The sequence below is a fragment of the Oceanobacillus picturae genome, from assembly GCF_000612865.1.
GTDB classification, from domain to species: domain Bacteria; phylum Bacillota; class Bacilli; order Bacillales; family Amphibacillaceae; genus Oceanobacillus_B; species Oceanobacillus_B jordanicus.
In genome coordinates, this window is record NZ_CCAX010000001.1 from 1,800,880 (window position 1) to 1,814,058 (window position 13,179).

Sequence of the window (13,179 nt, forward strand, 5' to 3'; positions counted from 1 at the left end):
ATCTGTTTGATTGTAAGCCACGCTAATACCTCTCTATTAAATAAAACCCTGCACTTTTGCAGGGTTTTATGCTTATTCGGATACGGTCACATTATACTTCCGCAGCCAATAGTCAATTTGGCATAAATGAGCAATGAGTTGCGGCCCTTTCATAAGCTGACCATACCATGGATCCTTAAATTCCTTGCCTTCACTTTCCAAAATGGCTTTCACTTTCTCTCTATCCATGAATTCAAAAAGCCGGGCATTTTCATCATCTAAAATTTCTTCCATCCAGGTAACGACTGCCTTCGTGTACTCTGGTTGAAATGTTTTAGGATATGGGCTTTTTTTGCGATATAGCACTTCATCAGGTAATATGCCCTCCATTGCTTTACGTAAAATCCCTTTTTCTCTATCTCCTACCATTTTTATATCCCATGGAATGTTCCAAACGTATTCTACAAGCTTATGATCTGCAAAGGGTACTCGGACCTCAAGACTGGCGCCCATGCTCATCCTGTCCTTACGATCAAGCAGCTGTGCCATGAACCAGTGCATGTTCAAGTAAAAGAGTTCTCTACGACGTGCATCCTCTTCCGTCTCTCCCTCCAAGCGCGGGGTCTCTGCGATCGTTTCCTGATAGCGATTTTCTACATATACTTTAAGATCCAGCTTTTCCTGCCATTCTGGGAGTAATAAATCCACCCTCGAATCAAGGGAGCGCATCCAAGGAAAGCTTGCTTCTTCACTACTTGGAGGGTTATGAAACCATGGGTAGCCACCAAAGATCTCATCAGCACATTCTCCTGATAAACTCACCGTTGTATGCTCTTTAATTTTCCCGCAAAACCATAGCATTGATGAATCAATATCTGCCATACCAGGCTGGTCACGCAAATAAACAGACTCCTTCAAGTGGTCCGCAAGTTCCTTTCCGCTTATCACTTCATCATGGTGATCTGTTTTACTATAAGCAACCATTTTCTTTATCCACGGTTGATCACTAGATGGTTGGAACTTACTTGCAACAAAATGCTCGTCGTTTCCCTCATAATCTATTGAAAAAGTTGTAAGCTGTTCTTGTCTCAGTTTTTCAAAATGCTCTGCAGCGATTGCTGTAATCGCGCTGGAGTCTAACCCACCTGATAAAAAGGTTGATACGGGTACATCTGCAACGAGCTGACGTTGCACTGCATCAACGAATAAATGTCTTACTTTTTCTGCTGTTTCGTCCAATGAATCGGTATGCTGTTTACTCGCTACATTCCAATAGCGCCATACCTGTAATCCTTGCTTGGAATAGGTCAAAGAATGTCCTGCTCGCAATTCCTTACAGCTTTTAAATAGGCCATGACCTGGTGTTCGTGATGGTCCTAGTCCAAATACTTCTGCAAGACCTGAATTATCTACTTCTGGTTTTACATCAACATGTGCCAAAATAGCCTTCAATTCTGACCCAAACACAAATTTCCCTTCTGCCTCATAGTAAAAAAGCGGTTTTACACCAAGACGATCACGACTCATAAAAAGTTGATTTTTCTCTTCATCCCAAACCCCAAAAGCATATATTCCATTTAAGTGGTCTACACACTTTTCTCGCCAAGCAATGTAGGCCGTAAGTAGAACCTCTGTATCAGATGTAGTCTTAAACTGATACCCTTGTTTAATTAAGTCGGTTCTCAATTCTTCCGTATTATATAGCTCTCCATTATAAACAATTGTAAATTGGTAGCCGTTCGCCTTTCTGGTCATCGGCTGTACGCCGCCTTCTAAATCTACTACAGACAAACGTTTATGTCCAAAGGCAGCGTGAGGATGGAACCAATACTGCGTATCATCCGGTCCTCTAAGTGACAGGGTATCTGTCATATTTTCTATGATGGTTTTATCTGAACGTGCAAATGTATGCCAATCTACATAGCCGGCAATCCCACACATAGTGCGTCATCCTTTCTCGTTGCAAAAATCTATACAGACCATCCTATGCATGTGGGCAAAAAAGTATGCGCGCCCTTAAGTTAACATGCTATGTAGATACAGTTACGAAATATGCAAATATGTAAAAATTCGTTTAGAAAAACTCGCATTCTCTCGCCCTTTAGCGAACGTGTATGTTTTTCTTATACTTGGTACCCCAAAATTTCAACTGCGTCTACTTTACTTCCTTGCTGAAATTTTATACTTTCTCAATGTGCAAAAAAAGAAGACCCGTAAAGGATCTTCTTTTTTTATGCTTATTCAGCTGTTGGTGCTTCTTCAGCAGTAACAGCTAGGTTGTATCTGTCAAACCAGTCTACAGCAATAGAGTAGTTTTGTACACGGTTATTTACCGGTACTAATACTGAACGATATAGCGTAGGGAATACTGGAATTTCATCTACCATTAACTGTTGCCATTCATTGTAAACTTTTTTACGATTCTCTACATCAAAGGAATCAGCCGATACGCCTGCTTCCAATAATTTGTCATTTTCTTCACTAGCATAACGTGGGAAGTTAAATAATGCGTCACGTCCATAAAGTCCATCAGGGTTCACATCATAGCCTACGCTCCATGCACCTTGGAAAATATCTACAGCCGGATCGTCATCGCCACTTTGCCCTACACGATCGTAGAATGTGTTGAACTCTTGTAGACGTCCATCAAGTAATTGTACATTTAAACCAACTTGTTCCCAAGACTGAATGTAGTAGTTAGCTAGTGGTTCAGCAGTGTCTCCACCTGACATAGAAGCAAAGTTAATTACCAACTCTTCGCCTTCAGGGTTTTCACGCATGCCATCGCCATCCACATCTTCGTATCCAGCTTCATCAAGAATTTGTTTCGCTTTTTCAGGGTCATATTCTACACCAGGATTTTCAGCATCATGGAATTCAGGATGTGATGGCGGAATTAATGTAGTTGCATTCCAACGCAACCCGTTATAGAATTTTTCTCCAACTGCGTTATTATCAACAGCATGCCACATTGCTTTACGCAAGTTAACGTCTGCCATTTTCATACTATCATCTGGTTTTACTTCTTTAGCTTCTTTATCCCATGTTCCTAGCTTAAACCCAATATATGTGTAGGCTAAATCAGTCATACCCAAATATTCAACATTTGACATATCTGCATTATCAGGGAACTGATCAACAGGGAAACTATCAACTAAATCTACTTCGCCTGTTTCTAGAGCCTGAACGACTGTACTTGGGTTAATAACTTTTAGTGTAACTTTGTCAAGATTTACTTCTCCTTGCCAATAGTCTTCGTTTTTCACATATGTTACAGATTCCCCAGGAACAAGGCTATCTACTTTAAATGGACCCATTCCAATCGGGTTTTCGCGTACTTCTGGTGATTCAGCCATATCTGCTACAGCGATATCTTTAAAGATATGTTTAGGCATTGCATATGGCCAGATTCCACCGGTTAGTAGTGATGGTGTAGATTCTTTAAACGTGATTTTCAATGTTTTTTCATCTACAACTTCAATACCAGAAATAGAGTCTGCTTCTCCGGCATGGTATTCATCCATACCTTCAATGTTTGTAAAATCAGAACCATAACGAACACCAGTGTACGCTGCATCTCCGATTACTTCAAAAGAGTATGCCCAGTCTTCAGCTTTAACTGGTTCGCCGTCGTGCCAGTTTACATTGTCCTTAATAGTAAAAGTAAATACTTTTCCTGAATCATCCACTTCATAGGAAGCTGGACCATCATTGGTATAAAGGAAGTTCTCATCATTATACAACATTGGTTCATCAAACCAATTGATTACTTCTGCATCAGGAGCTCCTGAATAGAAATTCCAGTTTAGCGTTCCTTCGAAAGCAGTATCACTAACTAAACCAAAGTTCAGTTCTCCACCTTCAATTGCGTCTCCTTCATTTGTCTTAGCAGCGTTAAAGTCATCGATAGAATATAATCCATCTTCTGATTTTTCTTTATCCCCATCTTTTTCACTACTTCCTTCTGTGTCAGAGCCTTTGCTTTCCTCAGAATCTCCACCACTGTTACACGCTGCAAGCGCAAGCAACAAAACAAGCATAAGTGCGAATAGCGCCTTACTCCACCTTGCTTTCGTCATCCTAATAACCTCCCTTTTTTTGCCTTTCTTTTGTGTAACAGAACCGATAGGATAAATCGGGCCGTTACAATATATACTCAACATTTCTACATTTAGTCATAGAAATGCAGGTAACAATGATTAAATGTTCCGCATAGAGGGTAAAGCTATCTATATTACCCTCTTCGTTGTCTTGCATCGGTGGCCCGTTTTAATGCCTGCCCGACATTGTTAACACTTAGCATTAATACTAATATTAAGATGGCAGCTGGAACCCAAATCCACCATCGATATTCCAACGTTTGTGGGTTTCTAGCATAACTTAGCAATGTTCCTAAGCTCGGTGTGCTTTCAGGAAAGCCAAATCCTAAAAAGGATAAGCCTGATTCCAAGCCAATATTTGCTGCAAGGTTTAACGTCATGGTTACTATAATTAATGAGCTTAAGTTAGGTAATACTTGCGTTAACATTATTTTTAAATTGGAGGATCCCAATGTTTTAGAAGCTTGTGCATAATCCAATTCTTTTTCCTGTAAAGCTTTTGAACGAATGAGTCTTGCAATTCCCATCCATAAGAATGCTGTCATAATAAGCGAGAAGGACAAAACACTATATTTCGGAACAATTGCAACGAATACGATAACAATCATTAGGAATGGTAGGATTAAAAAGAAGTCAACGATACGCATCATGATATTATCAATCGTTCCTCCGAAGTAGCCTGATACCAAACCATATAGTACACCGATAACACCTGTCATCAAGGTAACTAAGATCCCAATAGATAATGAATTTCGTGTCCCAATAATTAGCTGCCCGAAAATATCTCTACCGCCATAATCGGTTCCGAGAAGAAAATCTTCACCAGGTGGTTCATGTATCGCAAACAAATCAACTGTTACAATTTCGTCTTGATTAAGGAATAAGGAAATACCATATACAAAGCCTGTTATTAAAACCAATAGGATTAAAGAGACTAATGCTATTTTGTCTCGTACAATCTCTCGCCAGATGATACTAAAACCAGATGGACTTTTCGTTTCCACATGCTGTGTATCATCGAGTTTTATTTCTTTTGATTCCATTTTTTTCACCTCAGAGTCAATCGATTTCTATTTTATACGTATACGTGGGTCTACTAGACTTAAGATTATATCGGAGATCAATGCCCCTAAAATCGAAGCAATACCGAACAGTAACACGACTGCTGTTACTACACTATAGTCACGTAGCAAAATGGATTGGATAAATAGATCCCCCATACCCGGATATCCGAATATATTCTCCACAAACACGGTCCCACCGATGAGCCCAGTAATTTCGAAACCGAAAAATGCTGCAATCGGTAATAGTGAGTTTCTTAAGATATGTCGATTATAGACTCTAGATTCAGAAGCACCTTTTGCTCTTGCTGTAATAATAAAGTCTTTCTGTTTGGTGTCTATAATTTCACTTCGCAAATATTGCACTGTGTTTACTGTAGTGATGAGTGCCATTGAAATGGCAGGCAGTAAAAGATGCTGCAATTTACTTAGTACATAATCAAACGATCCTGGTTCTAAACCTGGAGCAACACTTCCGCCCGTTGGGAACCAGCCTAACTGATATCCAAACACCCATAGCATTACAAGTGCGAAGATAAATAACGGTGTTGCAAATCCTATATAAGTATAACCAGTTATCATTTGGTCTGCCCAAGAATCATTGTACCGACCACTTGTGATACCTAGCGGAATAGCAATGATATAAGTAATAAGTAATGTGGCAACAGAGAGCCAGAAAGTGTTAATTAAACGTTGTTCCACTAATTCTGTTACAGGCATTTTATATCGGAATGACTGCCCAAGATCTCCCTGTAATGCTCCAGTTATCCAGTCTGTGTATTGTACATACCATGGATTATTTAACCCTAGGTTTTCCCTTTGTTGCTCAATCGCTGCAGGATCAATATTTGGATCAATAAGTCCAGATAGTGCATCACCTGGCATCATTTGTGCCATTAAAAATATTAAGACACTCAATAGAATAACTTGAGGTAGTGTTATAAAAAGTCGTCTAACTATGAATTTCCACATGTTCTATTCAACCTTTCTCCGGCAAAGCTACTAAGTGTGTATCGGATACGGATTGTAAACCGTAAGCCAAGCCCTCGTTATCAAAATAGTCATTGTATGATTGCTCGTATTCCGTTTGTACTTCCTGCCTAAATTGCTTCTTTTCTCCCCGTTTTTTCGGGTCAATATCCGGAATCGCGGCAACCAATCTTTTCGTGTATATATGTTGTGGATTGTTGAAAATATCTTGCTTCGTGCCTGATTCTACATAACGGCCCTTATACATAATGCCGATCTCGTCACACATATGTTTTACAATCCCTAGGTCATGACTAATAAATAAATAGGTTAAATTTAGTTCCTTTTGTATATCCTGCATAAAGTTTAGTACCTGTGCTTGTACAGAAACATCTAGTGCAGAAACTGGTTCATCAGCAATGATTAGTTTTGGTTTCAAGGCAATTGCTCTTGCAACCCCAATCCGTTGCCTTTGCCCACCGGAAAACTCATGTGGATATTTCAAAATACTCTCTGGACTTAGCCCAACTTGTTCTAATAGTTCATGAACACGTTGTTTTTCTTCTTTTCTTGAGAGCTTTTCATAATTTCGTAATGGCTCTGCAATGATATCGAACACGCGTTTTTTTGGATTCAAGGAAGAATATGGATCCTGAAAGATCATTTGAATGTCTCTTCGTGGATCAATCGCCTTTCCTTTTATATTCAACTCTTCGCCTTCATATGTGATTTTGCCTTCGGTAATTTCATTTAATCCAACAATTGCTCTACCTGTTGTCGTTTTACCTGATCCAGATTCACCAACTAGACCATACGTTTTACCTTGCTCGATTTCAAAGGACACACCATCAACAGCTTTGATTGCGCCGATTGTACGATTAAATAGTCCACCTTTGATAGGGAAATGTACTTTTAAATCTTCTACTTTAAGAAACGCCATTTGCTTGCTCCTCCTTGCTCTCATCTGGGAAGTAAAAATGGTTATGACATGTACAGCGAACAAAGTGACCTGGCGTTACTTCATGTAATTCCGGGTTTTCTTCATGGGCTGATTCATCAACCCAAGGAATACGTGCAGCAAATCGGCAGCCTTGACGTGGCAGATTTTGCAATGATGGTACAATTCCTTGAATTACATGTAATTTATCCTGTGCTTCATCCTCAGATGGCATGGAATTTAACAACGATCTTGTGTACGGGTGAAGAGGGTTATCAAACAATGCCCCAACTTCTGCAATCTCTACGATTTGGCCTGCGTACATAACTGCAACCCTGTCAGCCATTTCTGCAACAACACCAAGATCGTGTGTAATGAGAATAATTCCGGCATTCATGTCCTCTTTTAAGTCACGAATCAAGTCCAGTATCTGTGCTTGAATGGTTACATCTAGCGCAGTTGTTGGCTCGTCTGCTATAAGGAGCTCTGGCTGGTTGGCGATAGCGGTCGCAATGATTATCCGTTGTCTCATACCACCAGAAAGCTCGTGTGGAAACTGATCATAGGTATGCTCCGGACGAGGAATACCTACTTTATTGAGTAAATCAACTACCTTATTTCTACGCTGTTTTGTTGACATATCTTTCTTATGGAGAAGAATTGCCTCTGCAATCTGATCTCCAACTGGCATCAATGGGTTTAAGGCGGTTAAGGGATCTTGGAAAATCATGGCCATATCATCACCGCGTAACTTATTTAGTTTAGTAGGTGATATATTGGCAATATCTGCATCCTTAAAATGAATATTCCCTTCAATTTTGGCGCGATTATGTAATCCCATAACTGAAAATGCAAGTGCACTTTTACCGGAACCAGATTCACCTACGATTCCAAGTACTTCATTCTTATTCAGTGTTAACGTTACATCATCCACTGCTGCATAATAGTCATCTTTTATTCTAAATGAGGTCTTTAGGTTTTTAATTTCTAACAACTCTTTACTCAAATTAATCCCCCTACAAATATTTCTATAGTTTTATATATTGGCCTAATAGCCAGTAACTCGTGCTAATTTTGGTTATCGAATGAACGTTCTGAATATTTAAGGTAGAAAAAAGTAGTTATGTTGCCTATTTTTCCATTTTCGCCGCTTTTTCTATTCTTCTGAAAATTCAAAACATTAAAGGGGTACCCTCGACGTTTTATTATCCCATATGCTCACTCACTTCAAATCAGCATTGTTTTATCTACCTTTGAAATCTATAAAAGTTGGAAGTATGTGTAAGAAATAAATTCTTAATAAAAACTTAATAGATTATATGTGATTATAAGTGAATATTTCCAAAAAAGCAATAGCTTCTCATACAATTTCTAGGTATAAATTTCTAGATTTTGTGGAATCCTGTCATTTGTGAGGACTTTTATCTAGTAAGTTCAACATGCTAGTATTGTAGAAAAAGCTTTATATACGTCGATTTCCAGAGAATTTTACCCCATTTTCTCTACTATTCTCCCCCTCTCTCTTAATAGGCTCTTTCTTTTGTAAATTTTCGCACTGAATGGAATAATATATATAATCCCAAGTAATTTTATAGACATTAGGAGGAAATAAATTGAATTTACTTGATTTACAAACAAAGGAAGAACGCCAAAAAGCATTATTAGAGATAATTAAGCCCTTTAAAGAAAGAGCTGCTAAACACGATGAAGAAGCAAGTTTTCCGTTTGAGAATTTCCAAGAGCTCAAGAATGCACGCTACACGGCACTTACTGTTCCACAAAAATATGGTGGGGCAGGTATTTCGTTGTCTGAGTTATTGTCCCTGCAGCAGCTTATTGCCGAAGCTGATGGCTCCACTGCACTTGCAGTTGGGTGGCATATGGGGATTACGAAGCACCTCGGAGAAAATAATGTCTGGGACGAAGCAACATATCGTCGTTTTGCTGAAAATGTCGTCAAAACTGGCGCCTTAATCAATAATGCTGCCTCTGAACCTGCAACAGGCAGCCCAACTAGAGGTGGCAAGCCTGAAACCACTGCAACATTGACAGCGGACGGTTGGGTACTGAACGGACGTAAGACCTTCACTACGCTGGCCCCTGTTTTGGATTATATTGTGGTCAGCGCCTTTATCAAAGACCAAGACAAGGTAGCGAATTTTCTTGTTAGACGTGGTTTACCTGGTGTTCAGGTTGAGGAAACGTGGGATTCTATTGCCATGAGAGGCACTGGTAGCCATGACCTAATTCTAGAGAATGTCCCTATTAATAAGGATGACTTGGTAGAAAATCTAACACCAGGCAAAAAACCTGCAGCAGGGTGGCTTCTTCATATACCTGCCTGCTACTTAGGAATAGCACGTGCTGCTCAACGCCATGCACTTGATTTTGCTACTAGTTATTCTCCTAATAGTGTGGAAGGCACCATTTCTGACTTGCCTAATGTAAAACAGAAACTCGGTGACATCGAGCTAGCATTGATGGAAAGCACTTATTTCTTACAAGCTGTAGCGCAGGAATGGGACTCGGCTACTGATGATACTCGCAACCAAATGAAACCTACACTTGGTGCCGTGAAGCTTTCTGTAGTGAATAAAGCACTTGAAGCAGTTGATTTGGCAATGCGCGTGGCAGGTGCAAGGAGTCTCTCACGGAAAAATCCGCTTCAGCGCTATTATCGTGATGTAAGAGCAGGCCTTCATAACCCGCCAATGGATGATATGACCATCATGCAGTTAGCCGATAAAAGCATAAAAGAAAATGAATAGTTTTGTTGTAACCCCTCTGGTTTGCGTTGCGGATCGGAGGGGATTTTTAGTGTGGATAGGTGGTGTTGCGCATTGTCTGGCGGTTTTGCTTTCACGAGCGATGCTTGCTAGTTCTCGGGGGATGTTAGCTCGCTCTGGGGTGATACTCACAGCTTCTCAGCCGATATTTGCTCGCTCTCGGCTGATACTCACAGCTTCTCAGCCGATATTTGCTCGCTCTCGGCCGATGTTCACAACTTCTTAACCGATATTTGCTCGCTCTTGGCTGATGTTCACGGCTCCACAGCCGATGCCCCCATCTCCCCCTCCCTTCCAAAATAGTAAACAACCCTCTGCAATAGAATTGCAATCTAACTGTAAGATTAACTTTCTTCAAAAAAGGTAATAGTATACAAGATTTACTATGTTCATTTAACACAGGTATATAAATTTAGCCAAAGGGGTGGAAAACATGAAAGGTATCATCTTAGCCGGAGGAAGTGGGACACGTTTATCTCCCAGTACGGACAGTATCAACAAGCATTTGCTTGCAGTATACGACAAGCCAATGATTTATTATCCGTTATCTGTTTTAATGCTTGGTGGAATAAAAGAAATCATGATTATCAGTACACCTGAAGATACTTCCCGATTTGAGGAGCTTCTTGGAGATGGTTCTTCCCTTGGTATAACACTGAAATATAAGGAACAGCAGGATCCGAAAGGGATACCTGAGGCTTTAACAATTGCCGAGAAATTCATTGGTAAGGAACCTGTAACCTTAATGCTTGCAGATAATATTTTTTATGGGCAAGGCTTCACAACCTTGTTACGAAATGCAATCAAGCATCATCGGCATGCAACCGTTTTCGGCTACCGTGTTAAAGATGCTCGTCGTTTCGGTGTAGTTGAATTTGATCACAAACAAAAAGCAATCTCGCTTGAAGAAAAGCCAAGTAATCCAAAGTCTGACTTTGCAGTGACAGGTCTATATATATATGACAATAAAGCGGTTCAGCTAGCGAAAAAGCTGAAGCCTTCTGCTCGAGGGGAACTTGAGATTACCGATTTAAATAAAGAATACTTAAAACGAGGACAGCTAGATGTGGAGCTACTCGGCAGAGGTTTTGCCTGGATGGACGCCGGGACACATGAATCCCTATTTGAGGCTTCTGAATTTGTAAAGATTACCCAGCAACGTCAAGGGTTTAAGCTTGCTTGCTTGGAGGAAATAGCATATTACCTTGGATATATCTCACAAGAGCAACTTTATAAGAAAGGGAAGTCCATGGAAAAGAATGACTACGGGCAATACTTACTAGAAATTGCCGCTCGGAAACACACACAACAATACTGGGATTCAATTGATCGAAATCCTATGCTGGGGCTGGTCGAATGAACAAACAAAAACCTGTACTGCTTATAACGGGAGGCGCTGGATTCATTGGCTCTAATTTCATACGTTATATGCACGAAACCTATCCAGATTACCATCTATTAAACTTAGACAAACTTACGTATGCTGGGAATACTTCGAATCTAATTGGGCTTGAAGCCTCTCCCACCTACACGTTGATAGAGGGAGATATCGCGGATGAACACTTGGTCCATAGCCTTTTTGATGAGCATGATATTCACGGTGTCATTCACTTTGCGGCAGAGTCCCATGTAGATCGCTCTATTGAAGATTCCAAGCAATTTGTCGAGACCAATGTCCTAGGCACCCTCGTTCTCTTGCAGGCAGCTAAACAAGATTGGGAGAAAAAGGGCGTTCTACAAGAAAGGCGTTTTCACCAAATATCAACAGACGAAGTTTATGGCTCCCTTGGTGAAACAGGGGAATTCTCTGAAGACACACCATATGATCCACGAAATCCCTATAGTGCGTCTAAGGCTGGGGCAAATTTAATGGTCAGGAGCTTTGGTCATACGTATAACATGAATGTCGTTATTTCAAGCAGTTCTAATAATTACGGGCCAAGACAACATACAGAAAAGTTGATACCAACCATTGTTTCTAAAGCACTAAAGAATGAACAGATACCGATTTATGGAGACGGGAAAAATGTCCGCGATTGGCTCTATGTAGACGATCATTGCCGCGCTTTGGATCTTATTTTCCATCAAGCTCCCCCCTTCTCCACTTATAACATTGGAGGCGGAAATGAAATACGGAACATCGATATTGCAAAAGAAATTTGCAGTATCCTAGATGACATAAAACCAGAGCTTTTAAAAGAAACAAAGCTTGCTAGTTTTCAAGATTTAATTACACATACAAATGATCGACTTGGACATGATCGCAGATATGCCGTGGACGATTCCAAGCTGCGCAAAGAGTTAGGCTGGGAGCCAAAGGAAGCATTGTCCACTGGATTACGTAAAACGGTTCAATGGTATGTGAACCAATGGGAAAGTGTAGCATCGCCATGATTTCGGTTGTCATCCCCGTCTACGGCTGTAAAACCTGTCTTGACGAACTAAGCAGCCGGCTTGCATCGACCTTTGCAACAATCCCAGTCGACTATGAAATCATTTTTGTAAATGATGCAAGTCCTGACGGGGCGTGGATGAAAATAAGTGAGCTACATGAAAAGAATCCCCACATTAAAGGGATTGACCTTGCACGTAATTTCGGGCAACACCATGCCATCACAGCAGGACTCGACCATGCCAAGGGTGACTGGGTGGTGGTGATGGACTGTGATTTACAGGATCGGCCAGAAGAAATTCCGAAGCTGTATGAAAAAGCACTTGAAGGCTATGATGTCGTTTTCGGACGAAGAGTCCAGCGTCATGACGGACTGCTGAAAAAGGCATCCTCCAAACTCTTTTACCGGGTTTATGATTATATTACAGGTCATACATCAGACCATACGGTGGCCAATTTCAGCATCAATTCCAAAAAGGTAGTAGAAGGTTTTAAAACCATGCGCGAGCAGAGTCGCTTTTTTCCGCTATTTATTCAATGGATGGGCTACCCATCCGTCTCGATTGAGGTAGAACATAATGAGCGGAAAGCAGGGAAATCCTCCTATAATATAAAAAAACTGGTGCGTTTGGCTACAGACGGTATTATCTCGCAATCAAATAAACCGCTGCGGTTATCGATTCAATTTGGCTTCTTTATTGCCAGTATTTCATTTTTATATGGACTTTACTTGTTCTTTCGCTACTTTTTTCTAGCAGAGCCCGTGCAAGGCTGGACCAGTGTCATGGTGTCCATCTACTTTATTGGAGGACTAATGTTCTGTAATCTCGGCATCCTTGGCCTTTATATCGGTAAAGTATTTAACGAAGCAAAAGGTCGACCACTATATCTCATACGCGACACTACTGAAAACGCAAAAACTACAGACAGCAACTATACAAGGAAACGGAGCTGA

General features: G+C 40.5%; 10 protein-coding genes. 4 read left to right on the forward strand and 6 right to left on the reverse strand.

Translation table 11 applies throughout. The features are described 5' to 3' along the window. Positions 1-72: 72 nt before the first annotated feature. The 6 genes from asnB to BN988_RS09150 form a co-directional block, all read right to left on the reverse strand. Positions 73-1,920: an asparagine synthase (glutamine-hydrolyzing) gene (asnB, locus tag BN988_RS09125; protein ID WP_036575431.1), complete on the reverse strand. Its 1,848-nt coding sequence runs from the start codon at positions 1,918-1,920 to the stop codon at positions 73-75. Positions 1,921-2,216: 296 nt separating this feature from the next. Next, positions 2,217-4,058: an oligopeptide ABC transporter substrate-binding protein gene (opp4A, locus tag BN988_RS09130; RefSeq protein ID WP_036575433.1), complete on the reverse strand. Its 1,842-nt coding sequence runs from the start codon at positions 4,056-4,058 to the stop codon at positions 2,217-2,219. Positions 4,059-4,213: 155 nt separating this feature from the next. Beyond that, the gene (locus BN988_RS09135; RefSeq protein WP_036575435.1) at positions 4,214-5,122 is read right to left on the reverse strand and encodes an ABC transporter permease; all 909 of its coding nucleotides are present in this window, start codon (positions 5,120-5,122) and stop codon (positions 4,214-4,216) included. Positions 5,123-5,149: 27 nt separating this feature from the next. Next, positions 5,150-6,112: an oligopeptide ABC transporter permease gene (opp4B, locus tag BN988_RS09140; RefSeq protein ID WP_036575438.1), complete on the reverse strand. Its 963-nt coding sequence runs from the start codon at positions 6,110-6,112 to the stop codon at positions 5,150-5,152. 7 nt (positions 6,113-6,119) lie between these two features. Continuing rightward, complete coding sequence (locus BN988_RS09145; protein ID WP_036575439.1) at positions 6,120-7,049, reverse strand: ABC transporter ATP-binding protein; 930 nt, start codon at positions 7,047-7,049, stop codon at positions 6,120-6,122. Continuing rightward, entirely contained in the window at positions 7,036-8,052 is a 1,017-nt protein-coding gene (locus tag BN988_RS09150; RefSeq protein ID WP_036575442.1) for an ABC transporter ATP-binding protein, read from the reverse strand. Before BN988_RS09150 ends, BN988_RS09145 begins: the two co-directional genes overlap by 14 nt. A gap of 607 nt (positions 8,053-8,659) precedes the next feature. On the opposite strand from BN988_RS09150, the gene BN988_RS09155 reads away from it, so the two are divergent. The 4 genes from BN988_RS09155 (at position 8,660) to BN988_RS09170 (ending at position 13,179) form a co-directional block, all read left to right on the forward strand. Then, positions 8,660-9,814, forward strand: a complete 1,155-nt coding sequence (locus BN988_RS09155) for an acyl-CoA dehydrogenase family protein (RefSeq protein WP_036575444.1) — start codon at positions 8,660-8,662, stop codon at positions 9,812-9,814. A gap of 451 nt (positions 9,815-10,265) precedes the next feature. After that, the gene (gene rfbA / locus BN988_RS09160; RefSeq protein ID WP_036575446.1) at positions 10,266-11,192 is read left to right on the forward strand and encodes a glucose-1-phosphate thymidylyltransferase RfbA; all 927 of its coding nucleotides are present in this window, start codon (positions 10,266-10,268) and stop codon (positions 11,190-11,192) included. Next, positions 11,189-12,226 carry a dTDP-glucose 4,6-dehydratase gene (rfbB, locus tag BN988_RS09165; RefSeq protein ID WP_036575448.1) on the forward strand — a complete coding sequence of 346 codons (1,038 nt, stop codon included), beginning with the start codon at positions 11,189-11,191 and terminating at the stop codon, positions 12,224-12,226. The genes rfbA and rfbB overlap by 4 nt, the downstream gene beginning before the upstream one ends. Beyond that, a complete protein-coding gene (locus BN988_RS09170) occupies positions 12,202-13,179 on the forward strand; it encodes a glycosyltransferase family 2 protein (protein WP_051557874.1) in 978 nt (325 codons plus the stop codon). The genes rfbB and BN988_RS09170 overlap by 25 nt, the downstream gene beginning before the upstream one ends.

Bases quoted from the DNA above. Each gene is read 5' to 3' on its own strand.
- BN988_RS09170 (WP_051557874.1), top strand. From the start codon at position 12,202: ATGGGAAAGTGTAGCATCGCCATGATTTCGGTTGTCATCCCCGTCTAC.
- opp4A (WP_036575433.1), bottom strand. From the start codon at position 4,058: ATGACGAAAGCAAGGTGGAGTAAGGCGCTATTCGCACTTATGCTTGTT.
- rfbB (WP_036575448.1), top strand. From the start codon at position 11,189: ATGAACAAACAAAAACCTGTACTGCTTATAACGGGAGGCGCTGGATTC.
- rfbA (WP_036575446.1), top strand. From the start codon at position 10,266: ATGAAAGGTATCATCTTAGCCGGAGGAAGTGGGACACGTTTATCTCCC.
- BN988_RS09145 (WP_036575439.1), bottom strand. From the start codon at position 7,049: ATGGCGTTTCTTAAAGTAGAAGATTTAAAAGTACATTTCCCTATCAAA.
- asnB (WP_036575431.1), bottom strand. From the start codon at position 1,920: ATGTGTGGGATTGCCGGCTATGTAGATTGGCATACATTTGCACGTTCA.
- opp4B (WP_036575438.1), bottom strand. From the start codon at position 6,112: ATGTGGAAATTCATAGTTAGACGACTTTTTATAACACTACCTCAAGTT.
- BN988_RS09135 (WP_036575435.1), bottom strand. From the start codon at position 5,122: ATGGAATCAAAAGAAATAAAACTCGATGATACACAGCATGTGGAAACG.